Raw genomic sequence first — 25,183 nt, forward strand, 5'->3', positions numbered from 1 at the left:
ATGATGAAACAGTTGCTCAAGCAGCGCGAACTCCTGCTCCTTGTCATTATCGCTCTTCTGGTGGGGCTGTTCGCAAGCCGCGCTCCGGGCTTTGCCAGCGTGCATAATCTGGCGAATATTTTCAACGATACGTCCATCCTCATCATTATCGCACTTGGACAGATGGCGGTCATCCTGACCAAGTCCATCGATCTGTCGGTCGCCGCCAACCTTGCCTTTACCGGCATGGCCGTGGCGATGCTGAATGCCACCTATCCGGGCCTGCCGCTCGTGCTTCTGATCGTGCTGGCAATTGGCATCGGTGCGGTTTTAGGCGCAATCAACGGTATTCTGGTCTGGAAACTCAACATTCCGGCGATTGTCGTCACGCTTGGCACGCTTACCATCTATCGCGGCATGGCCTTCGTACTCTCCGGCGGCGCGTGGGTGAATGCGCATCAGATGACGGCGCCGTTCCTCAACACGCCACGCACGCCTTTTCTTGGCCTGCCGCTTTTAGGCTGGACGGCGATCCTCATTGTTGCGCTCGTCTATGTGCTGCTGACGCGGACATTCTTCGGACGTGCACTTTATGCCTCCGGCGGCAACCCGACCGCCGCCGTCTATACCGGCATCAATGTGGGCCGCACGCGCTTCTTCGCCTTCGTGCTTTCGGGGGCGCTTGCTGGGCTTTGCGGCTATCTCTGGGTGTCGCGCTATGCCGTCGCCTATGTGGATGTGGCCGCCGGATTCGAACTTGATAGCGTTGCGGCCTGCGTCATTGGCGGCATCTCGACACTTGGCGGGATAGGTTCTGTCGCCGGTGCGGTTCTTGGCGCCCTGTTCCTCGGCGTCATCAAGAACGCCCTCCCCGTCATCAACATATCGCCCTTCTGGCAGATGGCGATTTCCGGCTCTGTCATCATCTTGGCCGTTATCTTCAACGCAAGGCAGGAAAAGCGGCGCGGACGCATCATCCTGCGCGACAAGGCTGCAAAGACTTATGAGGAGGTTGCGGCATGAACAACGAACAGCGCCGTCACATTCCGGACCGGCTCGGAACGCCCTTCTCGCGCATCTTCGCAAGCTGGGAAATGCTTCTGCTTGGTGTCGCGATTGCGATTTTCATCGCCAATTCCTTCGCCTCGCCCTACTTCCTCAATGCGTGGAACCTGTCGGATGCCACGTTCAATTTCACCGAAAAGGCATTGATCGCCTTTGCGATGACGCTGCTTATCATCTCTGGCGAAATCGACCTTTCGGTCGCAGCCATTATCGCGCTTGCCTCGACGGCCATGGGCGCGGCGGCGCAAGCAGGTGTCGGTACCCCAGGCCTCGTGATGATCGGCATCGGCACCGGTCTTGTCTGCGGCGCGATCAATGGCGGGCTGGTTGCCGGGCTGAAACTGCCGTCCATCGTTGTGACCATCGGCACGATGAGCCTTTTCCGCGGCATTTCCTATATCGTGCTGGGCGATCAGGCCTTTGGCGGTTACCCGGCAAGCTTTGCTTATTTCGGACAGGGCTATGTGTTCTGGGTGATCTCTTTCGAATTTGCGCTGTTCGTCCTGTTTGCCGTGCTGTTCGGGGTGCTGCTGCACTGGACCAGCTTCGGACGCCGCATCTATGCCATCGGCAACAATGAATTCGCGGCGCGCTTTTCCGGCATTCCGGTTGAGAAAACCAAATTCGTACTTTTCCTGATGACGGGCGTGATGAGCGGCATCGCCGCCGTCTGCCTGACCTCGCGCCTCGGCTCGACGCGTCCGTCCATTGCGCAAGGCTGGGAACTGGAAGTCGTTACCATGGTCGTGCTGGGCGGCGTGTCGATCCTCGGCGGTTCCGGCACTATCGTCGGCGTGGTGATCGCCGCTTTCGTGATGGGCCTCGTGACCTTCGGGCTCGGGCTTCTCAACGTGCCGGGCATCGTCATGTCGATTTTCATCGGCCTCCTGCTCATCGTCACCATTTCTCTGCCGATCCTCTTCTGGCAGTTCAAGGGGAGACGCGCCGCATGACTGGCGAACGCTACGCATTCCGTATGAAGCTCAATCCGGGCATGGAGATGGAATATCGCCGCCGTCATGACGAGATATGGCCGGAACTGGTCGAACTTCTGCACGAGGCAGGCGTGTCGGACTATGCCATCTATCTCGATGAAGAGACCAATAACCTGTTTGGCGTTCTGACACGTAAGTCCAACCATGGCATGGCCGCCCTGCCCGATCATCCAGTGATGAAAAAGTGGTGGGCGCATATGGCAGACATCATGGCGACAAACCCGGACAATTCGCCGGTTTCCGTGGACCTCAAGCCAGTCTTTCATATGCCATGAAGCGCATCGCCATTCTCGATATCGGCAAGACCAATGCCAAAGTCGTGGTGCTCGATGCGGCAAGCGGCGAGGAGATCGTTGCAAACCGCATGTCCAATACGGTGCTGCGCGATGGCCCCTATCCGCATTATGACATCGAGGCGCTGTGGCGTTTCTTTCTGACAAGTCTCGCGGAATTTGCGCAAGAGCAGGGCTTTGATGCGATCTCCATCACGACGCATGGCGCAGCGGCGGCTCTCGTCGCAGAAGATGGCATGCTCGCGATGCCAGTTCTCGACTATGAACTCGACTATTCGGCTGAAATCCACGCAGCCTATGCCGCGATCAAACCGAATTTCCAAGATACATTTTCGCCGACCCTGTCGCTCGGCCTCAATCTGGGTGCGCAGCTTCACTATCTGAAGATGGTCTTTCCCGATGATTTTGCGCGCACGCATTTCATCTTCACCTACCCGCAATATTGGGCCTGGCGTCTGACTGGCATTGCCGCATCGGAAGTGACGTCACTTGGTTGCCACACCGATCTATGGCTGCCGAAGAAATCCACCTTCTCGCCCCTTGTTGACCGGCTGGACATTCGCGACAAGTTCCCACCGCTTCGCTCCGCCTTCGATGCACTCGGCAACGTGCTTCCGGAAATTGCACAGGAAATCGGCCTGAAAATGCCTGTTCCGGTGCGTTGCGGCATTCATGACTCCAACGCATCGCTGCTCGCACATCTGATGGATCGCAAAGGTCCGTTTTCGGTGGTTTCGACGGGCACATGGGTGGTGAGCTTCGCCGTTGGCGGCAATTTTGACGGGCTGGACCCGGAACGCGATACGCTCGCCAATGTCGATGCCTATGGGCGCGCCGTGCCTTCGGCGCGCTATATGGGCGGGCGTGAATTCGATCTGATGACGGAAGGACTGACAGTGCCTCCCGCCGCTGACCTGCCCGAAATTGTAACAAAGGTTCTGGCGCAGCAAACCATGGCGTTGCCTTCAGCCGTACCCAGTTGCGGCCCCTATCCAAATTCCAATCTTCACTGGATCAATGCCGATACTGCCAATGATGCGGAGCGCTATGTTGCCGCTTGTATCTATGCGGCGCTGATGACGGAAACCTGCCTTCACCTTTTGGGTGCTGATGGGCCAGTTATCGTCGAAGGGCCGTTTGCCGGAAATTCAGTCTATCTTGAAGCGCTGGCAAATTTTACGGGACGTGATGTCGAAGCCGTATCAGGATCAACTGGCACGTCGCTTGGTGCCGGATTGCTGGCGGGGGCAGCCGTGCCGGAAAAACACGGACGGATTTTCAGGCCGGGCAACGAAGCCTATACCGCCTACCGAAAGCAATGGATTAGGAATACATTGTAAATTACTGAAATAAGAACGAATAAGCCCGGAAGATGCGAACGCTTTCCGGGCTTATTTTATTCAGCTTAGCGCCTTCTGCCGCGTCTCCACATCAATGAAGAAGGCGATAATACCGGCCAGCGCCAGAAGTCCGGCAAACAACGCCACTGCAACATAGAAGCTCTGGCTGATGACGAGCGCCAGCGCGGAGGGCGCAAGCAGGCCGCCGAGGCGGGCCATGGCGCCTGCCGCTCCCATGCCGCTTGCGCGCAATCCTGTCGGATAAAGTTCCGGCGTGAAAGCATAGAGTGCGCCCCATGTGCCAAGCAGGGCAAAGCTCATGATGAGAATGGATGCACCGACGACGGCAGAGCTGTTGGCCACTGTAAAGAGAGCGCAGGCAGCGGCGCTGATGAACAGGAACGCGATCAGCGTTTTCTTGCGTCCCCATGCTTCAACGCCATAGGCCGCGAGTGCGTAGCCCGGCAATTGGGCCAGTGCAACCACGACAAGGAAGCCATAACCGCGGACGAAGCCGAAACCATCACCAGCAAGCTTGGCCGGAATCCAGGTGAAAATGCCGTAATAAGACACTGAAACGAGGAACCAGATTGCAAGCGTCGTCAGCGTGCGCTGGCGCAGATTTGGAGACAGAAGCTTTTCGCCTGTCACCATAAGGGGTGCTTCAAGCCGGGCCTTCGGCGGCAGCTCCGGCTTGCCGTTACGGCGAAGCACGCGGTTCATCACCGATTTGGCTTCTTCCGGGCGTCCCGACTTCAATAGATGCATCGGGGATTCAGGCACCCAGAGACGCAGCCATATGCCGATAAGGGCGGGTGCTGCCGTGACGACGAAGATATAGCGCCAAGCATCCTCTACGCCGGCAAGGCTGGTGGCCCATGCCGCAAGGGCGATGATAACAGTGCCGACCGCCCAGAAACCTTCGAGCATAACCAGCCATCGACCGCGATTTTTGGCGGGAAGGAATTCGGCCATCATCGCATAGTCAACTGGCAATGTTCCGCCGACTGCCACGCCCGTCATGAAGCGCAGGGCGAGCAAAATACCGAAACTTGGCGCAAATGCCGAAAGCAGTCCGAATATCGCATCGCAGGCGACAGTGATGAGAAGCACGCGACGGCGACCATATTTATCGGCCAGTCGTCCGAATACGGCTGCACCGATCAGCATGCCAAGGAAGAACAGCGTTCCGGTCTGCAATGCCTGTGGAATAGTCAGCCCAAAAGTCTTTGCAATGGCAGCGCCGGTAAAGCCTACGGCCAGCACTTGCATGGCATCGGCGGCCCAGACAAGACCGAACACACCCAGAAGACCGCGTTGAAATGCGCCCGTACCTGCCTGATCGAGCGTCTGTTCGATGGTAACTTTCATGCCGCGACGTGTCCCCTGCTACCGGCTGAATATATGCTGCCTTTTACAGCGCCGACGATGGGCCGCTGTCAATCGCCCTTTTCAGATATTGCCCGATCTTTTGCTTGCAAATATTCCCAGAAGCTCTCGGCATGGGCCGGAAGTGCCGCATCGTGACGATAGATGCGGACCTCGACCGTGAAATCCCAATAGGGATCAGTTGAGGCCGGTACGAGTTCGCCGCGCTGCAATTCATCATAGATGAGGCTTTCGGGCAGCCAGGCCATCCCCCAGCCTGCAAGCGCCATGGCCTTCAGACCGATCGACATGGTGTTTTCGTGCACCACCTGACGCTTGAACGCGGTACCGGATGCAAATTTCTGCGACAGGGCAGCGCCAAAGAAGGAAAAGTCGCCATAGCTCAGATATGGCAGCGGTTCCCCGCTGGCGACCGCGTGATCGAGGATCGGGCCCGTCGGTGATGGGCGTGAGACCGGCATCAGCCGTTCGGTGCCGAGCACGATATAAGGAAATTGCGTGCGGTCGATCAGGATGGGCACGAAATTATGCGCATAGGTCAGGAAGAAGTGAACCTCTCCTTCCGTCAGCGTCGCGATATTATCCTCAAAACCGCCGCGATCCGGACTGAGCAGGGAGCGGATGCCGCCAACATCGTCGTCGATTTGTTTCAGCCAATGCGGAAAGAACGTGACCGTCAGCGTGTGCAGCGCTGAAAATGTGAGGACGGGATTCTGAACTTCACGGCTCGGCTGCAGCGCCTTGCGCGTGTTGTAGAACTGGCGAACCGTATCCTGCGCGACAGGCAGGAAGGTTCGTCCCTCGCGGGTAAGCTCGGCAGGAAAAGTCGCACGATTGACGAGTGTAACACCCAGCCAGAGTTCAAGCTGTTTGATGCGGCGGGAAAATGCGGATTGCGTCACATGACGGGCATCTGCCGCGCGCGAGAAACTCGACGTTGCCGCCAGCGCGATGAAGTCTTCCAGCCATTTCAGTTCCATTGGGGTGGGGCCTTTCTTGCAAAGGGCAATAAGGCAGTATGGCAATAGGGCAGTATGTTAGGAGCGGCCAAACGAGACCTTTCCTACTGCCTTACTGCCCTACTCACTTACTGCCCTAGCCCTTATGCAATTTTTGCATAGTGATTGCAAAACATAGCATTGGCAGCTCCAAAGGTTTTTTCTTACCGTCCGGCCCAATCAATCACACAGATGTCCGAGGACGTGTTTTGGCCAGGGTAATTTATTTGAACGGCGCCTTCGTCGCTGAGAGCGAAGCGAAGGTGTCGGTGTTCGATCGCGGTTTTCTTTTTGGTGACGGGATTTACGAAGTCAGCGCTGTCATCGATGGGCGTCTTGTCGATAACGAGCTTCACCTCGCCCGTCTGGAGCGTTCCGTCAAGGAACTCGGAATTCCATTGCCTGCTTCGCTTGACGACATTCGTGCGGCGCAGATCGAGCTGATGAAACGCAACGAACTGCATGAAGGCGTCGTCTATATGCAGGTGACACGTGGCGAAGCCGAGCGCGATTTCGTTTATGCCGACGGCATCAAGCCGAATTTCGTCATGTTCACGCAGGCCAAGAACCTCGCCAACTCGCCATCGGTCCAGAATGGCGTGCGCGTGGATGTTGCGCCCGACACGCGCTGGGCGCGTCGCGACATCAAGACCGTCATGCTTCTCGCGCAGGTGCTGGCGAAGAAACAGGCCAAGAGCAAGGGCTATCATGAAGTCTGGCTGGTCGAAGACGGTTTCGTCACTGAGGGCGGCTCATCGACGGCGTTCATCATCACCAACGACAATGTGCTGGTAACGCGGCCGAATTCACACGCCATCCTGCCCGGCTGCACGCGCCGCGCCGTCATCAAGATCGCGGAAGAACAGAACCTTCGCATCGAGGAGCGCCTGTTCACGGTCGAAGAGGCGAAGGCCGCCAAGGAAGCATTTCTCACAAGCGCATCAAGCTTCGTGACGCCGATCATCGGCATTCAGGATCACACGATCTCCGACGGCAAACCGGGGCCAATCACCCGCCGCCTGCAGGAGATTTATATGGAAATGGCTCGCACGGGAGCGGAGCCGGTACTTCAACCTTAACCTCAACAAAAGAAAGCAAGAGGGGACAATGACAATAAAAAGACTACTAAAACAGACGGCCTATGGCGCAGTTTTCGCCAGCGCAGCGGCGCTGGCAGGTGCGGGAGCCGCATCGGCAGCGACCGAAGGCTATGGCGATTGCCCGCTGACCGGCGAAAAGGGCTCGGCCAAGATCAATCCGGCGGTTGAAGGGCAGTTTACTGTCATCATCAACCTGCCTGCCCTTGGCCAGTTCAACGGCGATACGCCGGACAGCATCAAGGACGGCTATGAATTCTGCATGGCGGTCAACATTGCGCATCGTCTGGGCCTCGACAAGGTAAAGCTCGTCAACGCCTCGTTCGACTCCATTGTTGCCGGTCAGAACAAGGATTACGACATCGCGCTTGCGCTGATCTCGGTTACCGAGCCGCGCAAGAAGGTCGTGGATTTCTCCGTTCCTTACATGAATTCCGATTACGGTGTTGCTGCACGTGCCGACAAGCCGGTTAGCGAAGGCGACATGAAGACCGGAAAGATCGGAACACAGGCCGGTACGACGCTGGTTCCTTTCGCACAGGATACGCTGAAGGTCGCAAGCCTCGACGTGTTCGACGATACGGCTTCCATGTTCACCGCTCTTGCCGCTGGCAAGGTTGATGCCGTGATGACCGACCTCTCGATCATTCTCGGACAGGTGCAGAATTCCAACGGCAAGCTGGCAGTTGTCGGCAAATATACGTCCGGCGGCGAAACCGCAGGCATCTACCCGAAGGGTTCGGAAAACAAGAAGGTCATCGACCAGCTTATCGAGGACATGAACAAGGATGGCACGCTGAAGAAGCTTGAAGCTGCCTATCTGCTTCCGTCCTGGGGAATGTCGCCTTCCGACGTTCCGCTCTGGAAGCCATGATCTGACGGTTTTCGGGTCGCAATCGCAATGCCGGTTGCGACCCGGACTGATCGGCACTCAGTATCCGATTTTTGCGGCTGGCGTTCCCGATCGTCGGGACCGTTTCCCCATCTGTTTCAGCGAGAATAAACCATGTCTTATCCGGCACCGGATGCAAGCGCGGAACGCGCGCGGCAATGGCGTGTCCGAAACAAGGTTCGCACCCATGGCGGTCGTTCCCTGTTCGCTTTTGTCTTTTCCTTCCTTACCCTTCTGGCCTCGGGCCAGACGGTCTATAGCGTTTCGAGCTATACGATCTCGCAGGGCTGGCCTGAATTGCCCGTTGTGGCAGTCGGCATAGTGCTGCTGCTGGCACCGCTTGCTGTCCTCTGGTTTGCTTGGCGTGCCGTGCAGATTTCGGGCGAAGCGGGAAAGAGCGCCGATATCTACCGTGGACGCGAGCTCGGCGCACAGGCGTCCGATCTTTCCTGGCAGGTGATTTCCTATGCGGTAGCGGTTCTTATCATCTGCGCCGGCGCGTGGTTCATGATCGTCAATGACGCAGCCGTCAGCCGAACCTTCTTCGACGTCAGCCTGATCGTCAAATCGGCAGGTACGGTGCTGAAAGCCTTCGGCACGAATATCGTCATCTTCTTCGTATCGGCCATCCTGATCCTCGTCTGGGCGCTCGTCATCGCCATTGCGCGCACGCTGCCGGGCAAGGCTGGCAAGCCCATCCGCGTGCTTGCAACGCTCTACAGCGATCTGTTTCGCGGACTTCCGGCCATCATCACGATCTATCTTATCGGTTTCGGCCTGCCTCTGACCGGCCTGCCGATCCTGAAGGATCTGTCCTCCAACGCCTATGCCATCATTGCGCTGACGCTGACCTACGGCGCCTATACGTCTGAAGTCTATCGCGCGGGCATTGAAAGCGTACATCCAAGCCAGATCGCGGCAGCGCGTTCGCTCGGCCTCTCCTATGCGCGCACCATGCGCTATGTGGTCGTGCCGCTTGCCGTGCGCGGCATCATTCCGCCGCTGATGAACAATTGCATCAGCTTGCAGAAAGACACCGCACTGGTCGCCATCATCGGCACAATCGATGCCTTCAACCAGTCGAAGATCATCGCCGCGAACTATTTCAACCTGTCGGCTGTCACCACCGTCGCCATTCTGTTCATCGTCATCACCATTCCGCAGGCCCGCTTTGTGGACCGCCTGATCGAACGTGATCGCAGAAAAATGCGCTCGAGCATGTAAGGGGGACGGATAATGGCACTCGTAGAAATCGACAAGGCAATCAAGCGCTACGGCTCACTGGAAGTTCTGTCCGGCATCAGCCTGGATATCGAGGAACATCAGGTCGTGTGTCTGATCGGACCTTCCGGCTGCGGCAAGTCCACGCTTCTGCGCTGCATCAACCGGCTTGAGACCATCGACGAAGGCGAAATCCGCCTGCATGGCGACCGCGTGACCGGGCCGGGCGTTGACCTTGACATATTGCGTCGCGAGATCGGCATCGTGTTCCAGGGATATAATCTGTTTCCGCACATGACGGTTATGGAAAATGTCACGCTGGGGCCAACAAAAGTACTGGGCAAGCCGGTGAGGGAAGCCGAGGAAAAGGGTCTGGCGCTGCTGGCGCGTATCGGGCTTGATCACAAGGCGAAGGAATATCCGGATCGTCTGTCCGGCGGACAGCAGCAGCGTGTGGCCATTGTGCGTGCGCTCCTGATGGACCCGACGCTCCTGCTGCTGGACGAAATCACCTCGGCGCTTGATCCCGAACTGGTGTCGGAAGTGCTCGACATCGTGCGCGACCTTGCCAAGAAGGGCATGACGATGGTGCTCGCCACGCATGAAATGGGTTTTGCCCGCGAGGTTGCGGACAAGGTCTGTTTCCTGCAAAACGGCAAGGTCTATGAAGAAGGCCCGCCGTCGCAGATTTTCGGCAATCCGCAGGGCGAGCGCACGCAGGCTTTCCTCAAACGCATTATCGAGGCCGGGCGTCTTTGACGCCCTGCCCCTTCAACACCTGACGGAAAATGACCATGACAGGCAAGGCACGCGACTACGGCATCATTTGCGGCATCATGCAGCCGGGCGAACAAAACGCCATAACCGATGTACCGGGCGTGCGCGTGGGGCACCGCACCTTGCGCAACGGCGATATCAATACCGGCGTGACGGCAATCATCCCGCATGACGGCAACATGTATCGCCGCAAGGTGCTGGCGGCCTGCGATGTCATCAACGGATTCGGCAAGAGCACTGGCCTTGTGCAGGTCGAGGAACTGGGCACGCTCGAGACGCCGATCCTGCTCACCAACACGTTTGGCGTCGGAACCTGCGCCAATGCGTTGATCCGCGAGGCGATTGCGGGCAATCCCGATATCGGGCGCACCACGGCAACCGTCAATCCTGTCGTTCTGGAATGCAATGACGGTCCGCTCAACGATATTCAGGCGATGGCCGTCACGGAAGCTGACGCGCAGGAAGCCTTGAAGATTGCCGGAACGGATGTTGGCGAAGGCAATGTCGGTGCGGGAACCGGCATGAGCTGTTTCGGCTTCAAAGGGGGCATTGGTACGTCCTCACGCCGGTTCGAACTTGATGGCAAGGTTTATCACCTCGGCGTTCTGGCGCTGACCAATTTCGGTCGGGCCGGTGATCTGGTTCTTCCGGACGGACGCAAGCCCTCGCCGAAGGCGGACGATCAGCCCGAAAAGGGCTCGGTCATTCTGGTGCTTGCGACCGATGTTCCGATGGAACACCGCCAGCTCAAGCGCGTGACCCGTCGTTGCGGCGCGGGACTGGCGCGTCTCGGTGCATTCTGGGGGCACGGTAGCGGCGATATTGCCATCGGCTTTTCAACAGCAGTGACCTTCGATCATGACGAAGCGCGTGATGTGGTCGAGATTGCGGTGCTCAACGAAAACCGTATCGATACGTTGTTTCGCGCAGCAGTTGAATCCACGCAGGAAGCCGTCCTCAACTCCATGTGCATGGCTGAAGCGATGCGCGGACGCGCCGCAAGTCGTCGCTCGCTTGCAGACTGGCTGGAGAGCCAACCGGCGTAGGCGCCCTGGACGCCGATAGTTTCCACACAAAACCCTGATATTTTCTGTGCATTGTCACATTTGACTTCGATCATTCACTGATGATCGGGAATGAAGGATGGCATTATGCTCCCAATCCGCGACTCGGCGCGACCCATGGCATACTCCCACTACCTTGGACTGCCTAGGCACAACCGTTGCAGGTATAAAGGCGCTTCGTTTTCGGAGCAGTCATATGCTGAATCGATGACAGCTCGGAAATTTCAGGACCAACTTTTTGACGATATCACTTGTTCGCCTGACTGTATTGGGAAGCATCCTGCCATTGCTGGCGGCATGCGTTACCGTTGGTCCAGACTACCAGAAACCGAATGTGGTGACGCCTGCCGGATGGAACAGCAAGGCTGACAAACGCGCCCCGCTATTGGGCGACTGGTGGAAAAACCTGAAAGACCCGGTTCTGGATCAGCTGATAGCTGATGGAATTGCTGGCAGCCCGGATGTGGCAACTGCGAAGGCAAAGGTGCGGCAGGCCCGGGCCAATTATACCTCGGCGGGCGGCACGCTTTATCCGCAACTCAATGGTGACGGAAGCTACAAGCGGTCGGACGGCCCCAATGTGACGGCTTCAAACCAGTCCAGCATGGGCTTTAACACGACATGGGAACTCGATCTTTTCGGCGGCAACAAGCGCGGTGTGGAAGCGGCTTATTACAATGTCGAATCCGCAAATGAGCAATTGCGGGCAGCGCTAGTCACGCTGATCGGTGACATCGCCACCAATTATGCCAATTTACGCGGCACGCAGGCCAGTATCGCCATCGCACAGCGTAATGCTGCATCGCAGCGGCAGACAGTGGCGCTGACGCGCAGCCAACTGGAAGCCGGACAGATTTCGCAGGTCGATCTTCTGAACGCCGAGACACAAGCCGCGACGACTGAATCGCAGGTTCCGGGACTACGGATCAGCTACGCGCAATATCTCAACCAGTTGTCGGTCTTGACCGGCCGGTCTTCGTCGGCGCTGGCGAGCGTTCTGGACAAGTCGCGTCCGATCCCATCAATCCCGCGCAAGGTTTCTGCCGGATTGCCTGCCGACCTGTTGCTGGGCCGCCCGGATGTTCGCGCAGCAGAACGGGACTATGCAAGTTCCAATGCAAGTGTCGGCCAGAAGCAGGCCCTGCTCTATCCGAGCATTTCGCTCACCGGAAACATCAATACGGGTGGTACCAATTTCGGTGATCTTGGCAGGCTGTCGACGATCAGTTGGGCCTTCGGTCCCAGTTTGACCGTTCCGATCTTCCAGGGCGGAAAATTGAATGCCGATGTGGACGCGGCGCGCGCAGCGCGCGACCAGTCGTTCATCGCCTATCGCAAGTCCATTCTGACAGCGCTCAGCGAAGTTGAAAATGCCAGCGTATCGCTCAATCAGAACCGTCTGCGCGTTGGCCAGTTGCAGAAAATCGTCAGCAACAGCCGCAAGATCAATGAGCTAACGCTGGAGCAATACAGGGCAGGTACGAAAAGTTTCGTGGATGTGCTGACTGCACAGCGTGATCTCTTAAGCGCAGAAACCAATCTCAGTCAGGCCCGGACCGATCTTGTCCTGAATTATGTCGCCCTGCAGAAAGCATTGGGCGGCGGCTGGAACGGCCTTATTGACGTCGCGAAACCTGAGGTCATCGATGGCTACACAGGTCCCCGCGTCGTCAAGACGACGCCCCTTCCTCCGCTGACAACCGATAAGAGACCACTATGAAACCCAAGTCGAAACGGCGTTTTCGCTGGCGTCTATGGCTGGCCATCCTCATCGCATTGCTGATCGTCGGCTATTTCGTCGTACGTTCCCTGACGAAAGAAGAACCTTTGCCCGCTACGACCGTAATCAAGCGGGGCGACATCGAAAGTTCGGTTCTTGCCACTGGCACATTACGACCGAAAAATCTGGTTGCTATCGGCGCGCAGGCAACCGGTCGTATTCTTTCTCTCAAAGTGAAGCCCGGCCAGCAGATCAAGGCTGGCGACGTCGTTGCGCTGATCGACTCGACCAACCAACAAAACGAGTTGAACAAGGCTCAGGCATCGCTGCGCCAGAATGAAGCCACGCGCGCCCAGAATCTGGCCGACCTTGAACTTGCCAGACAGGATCTGGCCCGAAACGAGATGATGATCGGCAAGAATGCCGTCGCACGCGCCGAATACGACAAGGCGGTCAGTACCGTAAAGTCGAAGGAAGCGCAGGTTGCCAACAGCGAAGCGGCAATCGCCGCGGCGAAAGTCGACGTTCAGATCGCCGAGACCAACCTCGCCTATACCCGCATCACCGCGCCGATTGATGGAACGATCCTTGCGACGGTGGTTCAGGAGGGACAAACCGTCAACGCACAGCAGAGTGCGCCGACGATCGTCATTCTCGGCCAGCTCGACACGATGACCGTCGAGGCGGATATATCGGAAGCGGACATCACGCAGGTTCGCGAGGGAATGCCGCTTTACTTCACCATTTCCGGACAGAACCTCAAACGTTATGAAGCCAAGCTTGAGAAGATTGAACCGGCGCCGGATTCCATCGTGAGCGACAAAAGCTTCACGACAACAGCCGCGAGTTCTTCCAGCGCGGCGACCGCTTCGGCCATTTATTACAAAGGTATTTTCAACGTCCCCAATCCGGACGGCCTGCTCAGAACCTATATGACAACCGAGGTTCACATTTTGCTTGCCAAGGCGGCAAACGCATTGATCGTGCCTGTGACGGCCCTCAAGGACACGAACGAACCCGGCAAGTACACGGTTCGCCTGGTGACTGCTGCCAACAAGATCGAGGAACGAACGGTTGAAACCGGCATTACCGACAAGATCAACAGCGAAATCCTTTCAGGCCTGAACGAGGGGGATAAGGTTGTGACTGACAATCAGGTTGTCACGCCTGCCCCAGCCGGTATCTGACATGAGTGATGCGCCGCTGCTCTCGCTCAAGGGCGTTTCACGACATTACCCGTCGGGCGACGACTTCACGACGGTCCTGAACCATGTGAATCTGACCATCGAGCGCGGCGAGATGGTAGCAATCATCGGCGCGTCCGGTTCGGGCAAGTCCACGTTGATGAACATTCTTGGCTGTCTGGATCGTCCGTCGGAAGGTGAATACCTGATCTCCGGTCGTGCGACTTCGGAGCTTGAAGCGGATGAGCTGGCCCAGCTGCGGCGCGAGCATTTCGGTTTCATTTTTCAGCGCTATCACTTGCTCGGTGAACTCGATGCCATTGGCAATGTCGAGATTCCAGCGATTTACTCGGGTCAGAGAAAAGACGAGCGGCGGAAGAAGGCAGAAATGATACTTCAGCGGCTCGGTATGGGTGACCGCACCCATCACCGGCCAAGCCAGCTCTCCGGTGGCCAGCAGCAGCGTGTATCTATCGCCCGCGCGCTCATCAACGATGCAGATGTCATTCTGGCGGACGAACCGACCGGCGCACTCGACAGTCATAGTGGCGAGGAAGTCCTGGGAATTCTTCAGGAGTTGAATCGTGAAGGGCGCACCATCGTCATCGTTACGCATGACCGGCAGGTTGCCGCGCGGGCACAGCGCATCATCGAAATCCGCGATGGTGAAATCATTTCCGATACGAGAAATGGGGAGACTGAGCGGCCAGTGACTTCCGTACCGGTTGAGCAGGGACCTGCGAGACCAAGTTTACTTGCCGGAATGCGCGACCGCTTCAACGAGGCTTTCGCGATGGCGCTTCGCTCGATGAATGCGCATCGGCTCCGCACATTTCTGACGATGCTCGGCATTATTATCGGTACGGCATCGGTCGTTTGTGTTGTGGCGCTCGGGCAAGGATCACAACAGCAGATTCTGGAACGGATCAGCGATCTTGGCACCAATACGCTCTACATCAGTCCCGGTAGGGGATTTGGCGATCTGAAAGCAGCCCAGATTACGACGCTCAATCTGGGTGATGCCGACGAGATCGCAAAACTACCCTATGTCGTGGCCGCGACCCCTTCCGATACGACCAGCTCCACCATTCGCGTTGGTGACAAGGAAGTCAGTGTCTCGGTCAATGGTGTCGGTTCGGAATATTTTGCCACCCGCAACAGCAAGCTGCTCGAAGGTCGCTTCTTCGATCAGCGCAGCGTTGACGACCTGGAACAGGTCGCGGTTGTCGATGAAACTGCCAAGACGACCCTTTTCCCGCATGAGGTCGGCTCCGTGATTGGCAAAATTATCCTTTTGAAGCAAGTGCCGGTGCGTATCGTCGGGGTCGTCAAAGCCGAGGACCGGGGACCGGGCTCGGCACAGACTCTGGAAGTCTACCTGCCCTATTCGACCGTTAAAACGCGCATGACCGGTTCGCGCTCATTGCAGATGATTGTGGTTCGCGTTGCCGACACGATGGACCCGTCCGAAGCCGAAAAACTGATTACGGCATTTCTGACCAAGCGACATGGTGAGAAGGATTTCTCCGTTTTCAATACGGATAGCCTGCAGAAGACCATTCAGGCCACAACTGCAACACTTGCCCTTCTGGTATCCAGTATTGCAGGCATATCGCTTTTCGTCGGCGGCATCGGCGTGATGAACATCATGCTTGTGGCTGTTTCCGAACGAATCAACGAGATCGGTGTCCGCATGGCAATCGGCGCGCGCCAGAGCGATATATTGCAACAGTTCCTGATCGAAGCGGTTCTTGTCTGTCTCATCGGTGGAGTGCTTGGGGTTCTCATCGCGGCAGGATTCGGCCTGCTTTTCGCGCAGTTCAGTTCGATGTTTCAGCTCATCTATTCACCGACATCCATCGTGATTGCGCTTGTCTGTTCAAGCCTGATTGGCATTGGATTCGGTTTCATTCCGGCCCGCAATGCCTCCAGGCTCGACCCGGTTGTGGCGCTTGCCCGAGACTGATCATTGAGTCTGCCAACCTGAGTCCCTTCTGCGGTCAGGCCGCACTTTCAGGTCGCCGAATTAACAGGCGGCATAAACTACCTTTGATTGTTGTTTTGCGCATAAATTAATATAAGAAATTACTTTATCATGTTGATAATAATGGAAATAGACATGCAACCGAGGGTGTTTATATCTCGGTTTCGGCTCTTGTGAGAATGCAGGTACCGCAAGAAATTTCTGTCTTTTAGGTCGTTTCGGAAGGGGGTTGTTAACCTTCATTTTTTATTACTTGGGCTCATTCAGGCGACAGTATCTATGGTTCAGGTATCATGCGTAATTTGAGAGAAAATTTCCCCCAATCGACAGGAAATCGTGCAGAGAACGCCCAGGACCCGAAGCTGCCTCGCGGCCAGACGGGAAGTCACAATCCGGCCAGTGACGATGCCTGGAAAGTTCATTTTTCGCTCGGCGCGAATGTTCGCTTTACCCGTACGCCGGAAGTCGAGCTTCTGCGCCGTCGCGGCGAGGAGCTTCCGAGCATCAATGAGCGCTCACAGACGAACGCGGCCGAAGCTACGCCTGCCATCAGCGTTGGGGAGGTTGCCGAGGCCCAGCCCATGGCTGTCGCAGAACTCCAGAAGACCGTGTCGCAGGGCATGGTTCGTTCGCCGGTCGCACCGGTGCCACCTGCAATGCCTGCAGTTACCGTCGCTGCCGCCGTTGCTCCGGTACAAACCGTTTTGAAAGCAGCTCCAGTCGTGGCCAAAACTGTAAATCCAGCTCAGCCATCGGCCTTCGCCTATCTTTCCGACTTCGCTTTCTGGGAAGGTTGCGATATCGACACGGCACTTGTGCCTGCGGAGCCGCTCGTTTCTGCCGTTCCGGCAGAGCCTCGCAAGCCTTTGCCTACTGTTGAATCCATTCTGGCACAGTTCCGCATTCGTGAATGGAACAAGCAGCCAGAGCTGGTTGCCGTGGCTCCTGTTCAGCCAGTCGCAGAAACCCCGGTCGTCCCTGCAGCTTCCGCACCGCGGGAGATCGTCGCACCGGAACCTGTTGCCGCAGTCGAGATCGAAACGCCTGCTCCACAGCCGGTTGTGGCCACGCCTGAGATTGCTCCCGAAGTTGCCGGTGAAGCTACCGAAGACGAAGTCGTGCTCACCGTTGCGGAAGCCGAAGAGCATGTTGTCGAGGAAGTAGTGGCTCCGGAGCCAGCCATCGAAAAGCCTGCTCCGGTCAAGGCAGCGCCTTCGATTGCATTGTACCAGCCGCAGCCCCTCCCCCGCGCGGAAGCGCCGGTGATGCATGGCGAGTATGAATTCCCCCCACGTGATCTCCTGCAGATGCCGCCTGAACAGGACGGAAATGTCATCACGCAGGAAATGCTGGAACGTAGTGCGGGATTGCTGGAAAGCGTGCTGGAGGATTTCGGCGTGCGCGGTGAGATCATCCATGTCCGCCCCGGTCCCGTCGTCACGCTCTATGAGTTTGAACCGGCGCCTGGCGTAAAATCCTCGCGTGTCATCGGCCTCGCCGATGACATCGCTCGCTCCATGTCGGCGCTGTCCGCCCGCGTCGCTGTCGTTCCAGGCCGCAATGTGATCGGCATCGAGCTGCCGAATGCCAATCGCGAAACCGTTTACTTGCGCGAAATGATCGACAGCCGCACGTTCGAGGCATCGAACTATCGTCTGCCGCTTTGCCTCGGCAAGGGTATCGGTGGTGAACCGATCATCGCAGAACTGGCCAAGATGCCTCACCTTCTGGTGGCGGGCACGACCGGCTCGGGCAAATCGGTTGCCATCAATACGATGATCCTTTCGCTGCTCTACCGCTTCAAGCCGGAAGAATGCCGTCTGATCATGGTTGACCCGAAGATGCTGGAACTGTCCATCTATGACGGCATTCCGCACCTTTTGACCCCGGTTGTTACCGATCCGAAGAAGGCGGTCGTCGCCCTGAAATGGGCCGTGCGTGAGATGGAGGAGCGCTATCGCAAGATGGCCCGCCTCGGTGTCCGCAACATCGAAGGCTTCAATGCCCGCGCCGCCTCGGCCAAGGGCAAGGGCGAAACCGTGATGTGCACGGTCCAGTCCGGCTTCGACAAGGAAACGGGTGAAGCGACCTATATTCAGGAAGAGCTCGACCTGACGCCTATGCCTTACATCGTGGTCATCATCGACGAGATGGCCGACCTGATGATGGTTGCAGGCAAGGACATTGAAGGTGCAGTCCAGCGTCTTGCCCAGATGGCCCGCGCCGCTGGCATTCACCTCATCATGGCCACGCAGCGTCCATCGGTCGATGTCATCACCGGTACGATCAAGGCCAACTTCCCGACCCGCATCTCGTTCCAGGTTACCTCGAAGATCGACAGCCGTACCATCCTCGGCGAAATGGGTGCCGAGCAGCTTCTCGGTCAGGGCGACATGCTGCATATGGCAGGCGGCGGACGCATCGTCCGCGTCCATGGTCCGTTCGTTTCAGACGAGGAAGTGGAAAAGGTGGTCAATCACCTCAAGGAACAGGGACGCCCGGATTATCTGGCGACCGTGACGGAAGACGAGGAAGACGAAGACGCAACGCCGGAGGCGGCTGTTTTCGACGCAACCTCAATGGGTTCGGAAGATGGTGATGATGTGTATGAACAGGCCATCAAGGTCGTGATGCGCGACAAGAAGTGCTCCACGTCCTATATCCAGCGCCGCCTCGGTATCGGTTACAACCGCGCCGCCTCGCTCGTGGAGCGGATGGAAAAAGACGGCCTGGTCGGCCCTGCCAATCATGTGGGCAAGCGCGAGATCCTGACAGGGAGCCGCGACTGATCGCCGCCAAATCCAGGTTAAAGAGTGGCCGGATTGCAGATGCGATCCGGCCTTTTGCTGCGCCTTGCCAATGGTTTAGAAACTGTTGCAGCAATGCGCTTGTCAAGATGTAAAATTTGGTTAATACTTAGTTCATTCGTACATTCTTGATAATCGGTCGAGACAGCTTCGAGAGTTGTTTCGCGCCCAGAAAACAGGGAGAATGATCGATGAAAAGCATTATTATCGGTCCTGCCACGAGTGAAAAGGATCGTACTGTCACACAGCAGATTTTGCTGCGTATCCATGAGCAGATGCCAAAGCCCTCAGAAGACAAGACTCAGGTTTGCAACGTGTTGCGCCTATCAAAGGGCGGCTACTCTCACCGTAGACGCAGAATTCATAAACTTGCCTGATAACGAAGCGATATATTAGAAAACCTGCTCAGCGCCACGCATTCAAAGCGAATGCGGTAGGCGCTGTAATTTTATCATCACAAGATAGTCAGTGCTGAAGATCGAGTGCGCGATAAAGCTCGGTATCCTTTGCTTCCCCGCTTATACGTTCAGCGAGAATCCGCCCCGTCGTCGGCCCGAGTGTAAACCCTTGATGACCGTGCCCGAAATTCAGCCACATGCCCTTGTGTCGCGGAGCCTCCGCAACGACGGGCAGCATACGGGGCATACAGGGGCGACTGCCGAACCACGACGTCTTTTCTGTAGGAGCGCCGATGTCGAAAAGCTCGTTTATGGCCTTGATAGACCTGTTAAGCTGCTGCTGGCGAGCCACGCTGTTCAAAGGTGTCAGTTCGGCCCCGGTCAGGATGCGCAAGCCCGCATCCATCGGCGTTGCCACTGTTGAATTGTGTACGTCGACGATTGGAACCTTCGGCCCGGTGCCCGAAAAATGCTGATGGTATCCGCGCTTGATAACAAGTGGAATTTTATAGCCGAAACCGCGAAGGACTTCCGGGCTCCATGGGCCCAGAGCAAGAACAACGTGGCGTGCGCGATGTGGCCCTCCGATTGTGTCAACCTGCCAGCCGGAACCATCCTGCCGCAAACTGCGCGCATCGCCGTGCAGAAAGATTCCCCCGCGCTTTACGAAAAGGCCAACATAGGACTGAACGAGAGCGCCCGGATCGGAACAGGACCAGGGATCGGTCCAATGGATGGCCCCGGCCGGATCAGTCTTCAACGAGGGTTCAGCAGCGCGGACAGCCTTGCTGTCCTCAATGATGCTCGCAACGCCGAACTCCTGTTTTTTCCTCTCCGCATCACGCGCGGAAATATCAAACGAACGGGCGGAACGATGCAGCTCACGCAGTCCGGTCCGCCTTATCAGGGTCTCGGCTCCTGAAGCTTTGATCAATGGAGCATGATCGTCGGCAGCACGCCGGATCATACGCGCATAGAACTGCGAAGCTGTGCGGTGACGCCCCGCTTCCGAATTGTGCCAGTAGCGCGACAGGGCGCCAATCTGTCCCGGCATATCGCGAAGCCGCCATGCGACCTGATTATTGGCACCGAATGCAGCCTTCAGCAGTTCCAATGGGGCGCGTGGCAAGGCATAGGGGCTTACGGCTTCTGTCTGGATTATCCCGGCATTGCCATAACTCGTTTCGGTTCCCGGACCGCTTCGGTCGACAAGAAGAACGGACCAGCCCCTTTCCTGCAGGGCGAGCGCCGCGCCGACACCCACCATACCGGCACCAAGAACGATGCAATCCGTCATATCCAGCTACTTCTCAGAAATGATACGATTCTCTTTGCGCCAGTATGTAAAATCCGGCCTGCGACTGACAAGTTCGATGATCACGTTCTTTTGTGGTCCAACCCTTTCTTGGCATTGAATTTTTGTTATAGAAGGCCACTTTCTGCATCAGGCTCTGCTGGCTGCCGTGATTGAAGGACAAGATGATGCCCTCCCCCGAAAATGAACAAACGGTCCAGAAAACTTCTTCCCGGTTCTTCCTTGTTTTGATGTCGGTGCTGGGGGCCATCTTCTTCATCGTTTTCATGGGGCTGGGCATCTGGCAGGTTGAGCGCCTGCAATGGAAGCTCGATCTCATCGCAAGGGTTGATGCGCGTGTTCATGCCGAGCCAATTGCAGCGCCGGGTCCGGACGATTGGGCCAATGTCAACCAGAAGGATGACGAGTATCGTCATGTCATGCTGACCGGCACCTATCTGAACGACAAGGAAGTGCTGGTTCACGCGCTGACCGAACGAGGCGCGGGTTATTGGGTCCTGACGCCGATGCGTTCGCCCGATGGCGCACTGATTTTCATCAATCGTGGCCTGGTTCCAAACGACAAGCGCGATCCGTCATCGCGGCAGGAAACGCAAATTGCCGGTGAAACGACCGTGACCGGCTTGCTACGTATGCCGGAACCGGATGGGTTCTTCCTGCGCCCGAACGACCCGGCGCGCAATGACTGGAATTCGCGCGATGTCGCGGCCTTTGCGCAGAAGGAAAATCTGGGGCCGGTTGCGCCCTATTTCATCGATGCCGATGCAACTGCCAGCGCAGGAGCGCTTCCCATCGGTGGGCTGACGGTCGTGAAATTCCGTAACAGCCATCTTTCCTATGCAATCACATGGTTTGCGCTTGCTGCCATGGTTGCCGGTGCCGCCATTTTTCTCTGGCGGCACGAACGCAAGTCAAAAGGTTAGATGTGTAACGCGTGGCCGAGAGCTTTCATGCTGGCTTCAGCAAAGCCCTCGCTCAATGTCGGATGTGCGTGGATCGTAGCGGCGATGTCTTCCAATCTTGCCCCCATCTCCACCGCTTGCGCGAAGGATGATGAAAGCTCGGATATCCCGACGCCGACAGCCTGAATGCCGAGAATGAGGTGATTATCCGCACGTGCAACGACGCGGATCATGCCATCTTCGCGTTCGATGGTCATCGCCCGACCGTTGGCCTGAAACGGGAAAATACCGACCTGAATTTCATGACCAGCCTTGCGGGCTTCCTCCGGCGACTGCCCTACAGTGACGATTTCCGGATCGGTGAAGCAGACGGCAGGAATGCAACGCTTGTCCCAGACCTGATTTCCACCTGCAATGATTTCCGCCACCATCTCGCCCTGTGCCATGGCACGATGCGCAAGCATTGGCTCGCCGGTCACGTCACCGATAGCACAGACACCGCGCATGGAGGTGCGGCAGCGCTCATCGATACGGATGAAACGTCCGTCCATATCGAGGCGGATTTCGCTCAAGCCCCAGCCATCGGTCTGCGGCTTACGGCCTACTGTAACGAGTATCTTGTCGGCCTCGATGGACTTCGTAGCGCCATCGGCGGTGAGAACTTCCAGCCCCGTCTCATCCTTTGATAGTCCCTTGGCCGAAGTGTTGGTCAGGACTTCAACACCGAGCGCCTTCAGGCGTGCCATGACCGGACGCGTCAGTTCGGCATCATATTGCGGCAGGATGCGATCCGTCGCTTCCACCACAGTAACCTTCGCGCCAAGCTTGGCAAAGGCCGTGCCGATTTCCAGCCCGATATAGCCGCCGCCGACAATGGCGAGCTTTTCCGGAATTTTTTCCAGTGACAGCGCTTCAGTGGACGAAATGACTTTTCCGCCAAATGGCAGCGCCTGAATTTCGACCGGGACCGAGCCGGTTGCGATCACGATGTTTTCGGCGTGGATCGTCTGACGGCCTGTATCGGTTTCAACGAGAACGGTCTTCCCGTCGAGAAAGCGAGCTTGCCCATGGAACATGCGCACGCGCGACCGTTTCAGGAGGCCTGCCACGCCGCCATTGAGGCGGCTCACGATGCCGTCTTTCCATTCAAGCGTTCTGGCAAAATCGATGGCCGGATTTTCTGCCGAAATACCGAGTGCGCCCTTTGACGCGAAGACAGAAAGCCGGTGGAATTCGTCGGCTGCGTGGATCAGCGCCTTGGACGGGATGCAACCCACATTGAGGCAGGTGCCACCCAGCCGTGTCTTTTCCACCAGCACTGTGTCGATGCCAAGCTGGCCTGCCCGGATGCCGCATACATAGCCGCCGGGGCCGCCGCCGATAATCAGGAGTTTGCAGGAAATCTCACTCATTCGATCAGCCTTCTACAAAAATCATGGCAGGCGTCTCCAGAAGGCTTTTCAGCTTCTGCACGAAGACCGCTGCATCCCAGCCGTCGATCACGCGATGGTCGAAACTACAAGACAGGTTCATCATCTTGCGCGGCACGAACTGCACGCCGTCCCACATCGGACGAACGGCCATCTTGTTGATGCCGACGATTGCGACTTCCGGGCGGTTGATGATCGGTGTTGTGGCGATTGCGCCAAGCGGCCCAAGCGATGTGATGGTGATGGTGGAACCGGTCAGTTCCTCACGCTTCGCCGTGCCGTTGCGCGCGGCGTCGGTAACACGCGACAATTCCGAAGCCGCCGCGAATACACTCATGCTTTCCGCATGGCGCACGACTGGCACGATCAGACCGTTCGGCGTCTGCGTGGCAATGCCGATATGCACGCCACCAAACTGGCGGATGATGTCGGCCTCGTCATCGAAATGCGCATTGAGGCCGGGCTGCTCCTTCACGGCTTTCACGATCGCGCGGATGATGAACGGCAACAGCGTGAGGCGCGGACGGCCTTCCTTCTGCTCGTGATTGAGCTTGGCGCGAAGCTCCTCGATCTGGCTGACGTCGACTTCTTCAACGATAGTAATATGCGGAATATGGCGCTTGGCCTCGGCCATGCGTTCGGCAATCTTGCGGCGAAGGCCGATAACCTTGATCTCGTTGACCGAACTATCGGCTGCGTAACCGGACAGAGCCGGTGCTGCGCCTGTTTCCTGCTGGAAAAAGAGGTCGAGGTCTTCATGCGTGATACGCCCCGCCGGACCTGTTCCGCGAACACGACGCAGATCGACACCTGCATCACGGGCCCGCAGTCTGACGGATGGTGTTGCCAACGGCTTTTCGCCCTCACCGCGTATTGGGCCAGCGCCGGTGAATGGTCGACCTGCACTCTCACGCTTCGGCGCAGCGGGCTTAGGAGGAACCGGCGTCTGCAACAGAACCGGTGTTTCAGGAGTTGGTGCTGGTTGCGGCTTGACCGTTTCCACGGTCGCTGGAGCCGGATTTTCCCCGGCTTTTTCGACAGGCTTTTCTTCCGTCGCACTGCCCTCGATCTCCAGCCGTACCAGTTCGGACCCGACCGCGATCTTCTCGCCCACTTCGCCATTGATGGCAATGACCTTGCCGCCGCGTGACGATGGAATTTCCACCGTTGCCTTGTCGGTCATGACAGCTGCGAGAAGATCATCCTCGCGCACGACATCGCCGACCTTCACATGCCATTCGACAAGTTCGGCCTCGGCAACGCCTTCACCGACATCGGGGAGCTTGATTGTAAAATGTGCCATGCTTCCCTCCCCCCTCAAGATTCCATGATGGATGTTAGCGCGCGACCTACCCGGTCCGGACCGGGGAAATAGGCCCATTCCTGCGCATGCGGATAAGGCGTATCCCAACCGGTAACGCGGAGGATTGGCGCTTCCAGATGATAAAAGCAGTCGCGCTGGACGAGTGCGGCAAGTTCTGCACCATAACCGCAGGTCAGCGTCGCTTCGTGCACGATAACGCAGCGCCCGGTCTTCTTCACCGACGCCATGATCGTGTCCGTATCGAGCGGGAGCAACGTGCGAAGATCGATAATCTCCGCATCGACGCCGGTTTCCTCGGCGGCTGCAAGCGCCACATGGACCATGGTGCCATAGGCAAGCACCGTCACGTCACTGCCCTCGCGGCGAATGGCAGCCTTGCCGAGCGGCACGGTATAATAGCCTTCCGGCACATCGCCGAGATCATGCTTCTTCCAGGACGTCACCGGACGGTCGTGATGCCCGTCGAAAGGACCGTTATAAAGCCGTTTCGGTTCGAACATGATGACGGGGTCAGGGTCTTCGATGGCCGCCAGCAGCAACCCCTTGGCATCGGCAGGTGTAGACGGCATAACTGTCTTCAGGCCCGACACATGGGTGAAAAGCGCTTCCGGGCTCTGGCTGTGCGTCTGGCCGCCATAGATACCGCCGCCGGATGGCATACGGATCACGATGGGACAGGTGAATTCGCCCGCCGAACGATAACGCAGGCGCGCAGCCTCGGAAACGATCTGGTCATAGGCCGGGTAGACATAGTCCGCGAACTGCACTTCGATGCAGGGGCGAAGGCCGTAAGCGGCCATGCCGATAGCGGTGCCGACAATGCCAAGCTCGCTGATCGGCGCATCGAAGCAGCGTTCCTTGCCGTATTTCTTCTGGAGGCCAGCCGTACAGCGGAAAACACCGCCGAAATATCCGACATCCTCACCGAACACGACGACTTTCTTGTCGCGTTCCATGGCGATATCGTGGGCGTTCTGGATCGCCTCGATCATGGTCATTTTGCTCATGG

Annotated in this window: 21 protein-coding genes; 15 read left to right on the top strand and 6 right to left on the bottom strand. The window is 57.4% G+C overall.

The window, feature by feature from the left end:
* The first annotated feature begins 3 nt into the window (after positions 1 to 3).
* The 4 genes from HWX93_RS00780 to HWX93_RS00795 are packed head-to-tail and all read left to right on the top strand — an operon-like array spanning position 4 to position 3,672.
* Positions 4 to 1,002: an ABC transporter permease gene (locus HWX93_RS00780; RefSeq protein ID WP_109988796.1), complete on the top strand. Its 999-nt coding sequence runs from the start codon at positions 4 to 6 to the stop codon at positions 1,000 to 1,002.
* Positions 999 to 1,997: an ABC transporter permease gene (locus HWX93_RS00785; RefSeq protein ID WP_176036134.1), complete on the top strand. Its 999-nt coding sequence runs from the start codon at positions 999 to 1,001 to the stop codon at positions 1,995 to 1,997. The genes HWX93_RS00780 and HWX93_RS00785 overlap by 4 nt, the downstream gene beginning before the upstream one ends.
* Positions 1,994 to 2,314 (top strand): L-rhamnose mutarotase, encoded by a 321-nt coding sequence (gene rhaM / locus HWX93_RS00790; RefSeq protein ID WP_109988739.1) that lies wholly within the window; start codon positions 1,994 to 1,996, stop codon positions 2,312 to 2,314. Before HWX93_RS00785 ends, rhaM begins: the two co-directional genes overlap by 4 nt.
* Positions 2,311 to 3,672 (top strand): FGGY-family carbohydrate kinase, encoded by a 1,362-nt coding sequence (locus HWX93_RS00795; RefSeq protein WP_176036135.1) that lies wholly within the window; start codon positions 2,311 to 2,313, stop codon positions 3,670 to 3,672. The genes rhaM and HWX93_RS00795 overlap by 4 nt, the downstream gene beginning before the upstream one ends.
* Positions 3,673 to 3,732: 60 nt before the next feature.
* Here the strand turns inward: HWX93_RS00795 and HWX93_RS00800 are convergent, their stop codons facing one another.
* Complete coding sequence (locus tag HWX93_RS00800) at positions 3,733 to 5,043, bottom strand: MFS transporter (RefSeq protein WP_176036136.1); 1,311 nt, start codon at positions 5,041 to 5,043, stop codon at positions 3,733 to 3,735.
* A gap of 68 nt (positions 5,044 to 5,111) precedes the next feature.
* On the bottom strand, positions 5,112 to 6,041 hold the full coding sequence (locus HWX93_RS00805) for a LysR family transcriptional regulator (protein ID WP_176036137.1): 930 nt from the start codon (positions 6,039 to 6,041) through the stop codon (positions 5,112 to 5,114).
* A gap of 227 nt (positions 6,042 to 6,268) precedes the next feature.
* On the opposite strand from HWX93_RS00805, the gene HWX93_RS00810 reads away from it, so the two are divergent.
* The 10 genes from HWX93_RS00810 (at position 6,269) to HWX93_RS00855 (ending at position 19,182) form a co-directional block, all read left to right on the top strand.
* Complete coding sequence (locus HWX93_RS00810; protein WP_176036138.1) at positions 6,269 to 7,138, top strand: D-amino-acid transaminase; 870 nt, start codon at positions 6,269 to 6,271, stop codon at positions 7,136 to 7,138.
* A gap of 28 nt (positions 7,139 to 7,166) precedes the next feature.
* Positions 7,167 to 8,030 carry an ABC transporter substrate-binding protein gene (locus tag HWX93_RS00815; RefSeq protein WP_176036139.1) on the top strand — a complete coding sequence of 288 codons (864 nt, stop codon included), beginning with the start codon at positions 7,167 to 7,169 and terminating at the stop codon, positions 8,028 to 8,030.
* Positions 8,031 to 8,162: 132 nt separating this feature from the next.
* Complete coding sequence (locus tag HWX93_RS00820) at positions 8,163 to 9,272, top strand: amino acid ABC transporter permease (protein ID WP_061345303.1); 1,110 nt, start codon at positions 8,163 to 8,165, stop codon at positions 9,270 to 9,272.
* A 12-nt stretch (positions 9,273 to 9,284) separates the two neighbouring features.
* A complete protein-coding gene (locus HWX93_RS00825; protein ID WP_176036140.1) occupies positions 9,285 to 10,028 on the top strand; it encodes an amino acid ABC transporter ATP-binding protein in 744 nt (247 codons plus the stop codon).
* Between the two features lie 35 nt (positions 10,029 to 10,063).
* Positions 10,064 to 11,092, top strand: a complete 1,029-nt coding sequence (locus tag HWX93_RS00830) for a P1 family peptidase (protein WP_176036141.1) — start codon at positions 10,064 to 10,066, stop codon at positions 11,090 to 11,092.
* Positions 11,093 to 11,348: 256 nt separating this feature from the next.
* Complete coding sequence (locus HWX93_RS00835; RefSeq protein ID WP_146206494.1) at positions 11,349 to 12,830, top strand: efflux transporter outer membrane subunit; 1,482 nt, start codon at positions 11,349 to 11,351, stop codon at positions 12,828 to 12,830.
* The gene (locus HWX93_RS00840) at positions 12,827 to 14,017 is read left to right on the top strand and encodes an efflux RND transporter periplasmic adaptor subunit (RefSeq protein ID WP_176036142.1); all 1,191 of its coding nucleotides are present in this window, start codon (positions 12,827 to 12,829) and stop codon (positions 14,015 to 14,017) included. The genes HWX93_RS00835 and HWX93_RS00840 overlap by 4 nt, the downstream gene beginning before the upstream one ends.
* 1 nt (position 14,018) lies before the next feature.
* Positions 14,019 to 15,980 carry a MacB family efflux pump subunit gene (locus tag HWX93_RS00845; protein ID WP_176036143.1) on the top strand — a complete coding sequence of 654 codons (1,962 nt, stop codon included), beginning with the start codon at positions 14,019 to 14,021 and terminating at the stop codon, positions 15,978 to 15,980.
* Between the two features lie 311 nt (positions 15,981 to 16,291).
* Entirely contained in the window at positions 16,292 to 18,787 is a 2,496-nt protein-coding gene (locus HWX93_RS00850; RefSeq protein WP_176036144.1) for a DNA translocase FtsK, read from the top strand.
* 209 nt (positions 18,788 to 18,996) lie between these two features.
* Positions 18,997 to 19,182 carry a hypothetical protein gene (locus HWX93_RS00855; RefSeq protein WP_105544423.1) on the top strand — a complete coding sequence of 62 codons (186 nt, stop codon included), beginning with the start codon at positions 18,997 to 18,999 and terminating at the stop codon, positions 19,180 to 19,182.
* Positions 19,183 to 19,270: 88 nt separating this feature from the next.
* Here HWX93_RS00855 and HWX93_RS00860 read toward each other — a convergent pair whose 3' ends face one another.
* Complete coding sequence (locus HWX93_RS00860) at positions 19,271 to 20,500, bottom strand: NAD(P)/FAD-dependent oxidoreductase (RefSeq protein WP_176036145.1); 1,230 nt, start codon at positions 20,498 to 20,500, stop codon at positions 19,271 to 19,273.
* 182 nt (positions 20,501 to 20,682) lie between these two features.
* On the opposite strand from HWX93_RS00860, the gene HWX93_RS00865 reads away from it, so the two are divergent.
* Positions 20,683 to 21,441: an SURF1 family protein gene (locus tag HWX93_RS00865; protein WP_176036146.1), complete on the top strand. Its 759-nt coding sequence runs from the start codon at positions 20,683 to 20,685 to the stop codon at positions 21,439 to 21,441.
* Here HWX93_RS00865 and lpdA read toward each other — a convergent pair.
* Genes lpdA through HWX93_RS00880 form a run of 3 tightly spaced genes read right to left on the bottom strand, consistent with a single transcriptional unit; the run spans position 21,438 to position 25,181 of the window.
* A complete protein-coding gene (gene lpdA, locus HWX93_RS00870) occupies positions 21,438 to 22,832 on the bottom strand; it encodes a dihydrolipoyl dehydrogenase (protein WP_176036147.1) in 1,395 nt (464 codons plus the stop codon). The genes HWX93_RS00865 and lpdA overlap by 4 nt on opposite strands.
* Before the next feature lie 4 nt (positions 22,833 to 22,836).
* Positions 22,837 to 24,153: a dihydrolipoamide acetyltransferase family protein gene (locus tag HWX93_RS00875; RefSeq protein ID WP_176036148.1), complete on the bottom strand. Its 1,317-nt coding sequence runs from the start codon at positions 24,151 to 24,153 to the stop codon at positions 22,837 to 22,839.
* 14 nt (positions 24,154 to 24,167) lie between these two features.
* Entirely contained in the window at positions 24,168 to 25,181 is a 1,014-nt protein-coding gene (locus tag HWX93_RS00880; protein ID WP_176036149.1) for an alpha-ketoacid dehydrogenase subunit beta, read from the bottom strand.
* Between the last annotated feature and the right edge of the window lie 2 nt (positions 25,182 to 25,183).

It is taken from the genome of Brucella tritici (genome assembly GCF_902825325.1).
Classification (GTDB): domain Bacteria; phylum Pseudomonadota; class Alphaproteobacteria; order Rhizobiales; family Rhizobiaceae; genus Brucella.

Bases quoted from the DNA above. Each gene is read 5' to 3' on its own strand.
- HWX93_RS00820 (WP_061345303.1), top strand. From the start codon at position 8,163: ATGTCTTATCCGGCACCGGATGCAAGCGCGGAACGCGCGCGGCAATGG.
- HWX93_RS00785 (WP_176036134.1), top strand. From the start codon at position 999: ATGAACAACGAACAGCGCCGTCACATTCCGGACCGGCTCGGAACGCCC.
- HWX93_RS00840 (WP_176036142.1), top strand. From the start codon at position 12,827: ATGAAACCCAAGTCGAAACGGCGTTTTCGCTGGCGTCTATGGCTGGCC.
- HWX93_RS00780 (WP_109988796.1), top strand. From the start codon at position 4: ATGAAACAGTTGCTCAAGCAGCGCGAACTCCTGCTCCTTGTCATTATC.
- HWX93_RS00815 (WP_176036139.1), top strand. From the start codon at position 7,167: ATGACAATAAAAAGACTACTAAAACAGACGGCCTATGGCGCAGTTTTC.
- HWX93_RS00855 (WP_105544423.1), top strand. From the start codon at position 18,997: ATGAAAAGCATTATTATCGGTCCTGCCACGAGTGAAAAGGATCGTACT.
- HWX93_RS00825 (WP_176036140.1), top strand. From the start codon at position 9,285: ATGGCACTCGTAGAAATCGACAAGGCAATCAAGCGCTACGGCTCACTG.
- HWX93_RS00830 (WP_176036141.1), top strand. From the start codon at position 10,064: ATGACAGGCAAGGCACGCGACTACGGCATCATTTGCGGCATCATGCAG.
- lpdA (WP_176036147.1), bottom strand. From the start codon at position 22,832: ATGAGTGAGATTTCCTGCAAACTCCTGATTATCGGCGGCGGCCCCGGC.
- HWX93_RS00860 (WP_176036145.1), bottom strand. From the start codon at position 20,500: ATGACGGATTGCATCGTTCTTGGTGCCGGTATGGTGGGTGTCGGCGCG.
- HWX93_RS00880 (WP_176036149.1), bottom strand. From the start codon at position 25,181: ATGAGCAAAATGACCATGATCGAGGCGATCCAGAACGCCCACGATATC.
- HWX93_RS00875 (WP_176036148.1), bottom strand. From the start codon at position 24,153: ATGGCACATTTTACAATCAAGCTCCCCGATGTCGGTGAAGGCGTTGCC.
- HWX93_RS00795 (WP_176036135.1), top strand. From the start codon at position 2,311: ATGAAGCGCATCGCCATTCTCGATATCGGCAAGACCAATGCCAAAGTC.
- HWX93_RS00865 (WP_176036146.1), top strand. From the start codon at position 20,683: ATGATGCCCTCCCCCGAAAATGAACAAACGGTCCAGAAAACTTCTTCC.
- rhaM (WP_109988739.1), top strand. From the start codon at position 1,994: ATGACTGGCGAACGCTACGCATTCCGTATGAAGCTCAATCCGGGCATG.
- HWX93_RS00805 (WP_176036137.1), bottom strand. From the start codon at position 6,041: ATGGAACTGAAATGGCTGGAAGACTTCATCGCGCTGGCGGCAACGTCG.
- HWX93_RS00845 (WP_176036143.1), top strand. From the start codon at position 14,019: ATGAGTGATGCGCCGCTGCTCTCGCTCAAGGGCGTTTCACGACATTAC.
- HWX93_RS00850 (WP_176036144.1), top strand. From the start codon at position 16,292: ATGCGTAATTTGAGAGAAAATTTCCCCCAATCGACAGGAAATCGTGCA.
- HWX93_RS00800 (WP_176036136.1), bottom strand. From the start codon at position 5,043: ATGAAAGTTACCATCGAACAGACGCTCGATCAGGCAGGTACGGGCGCA.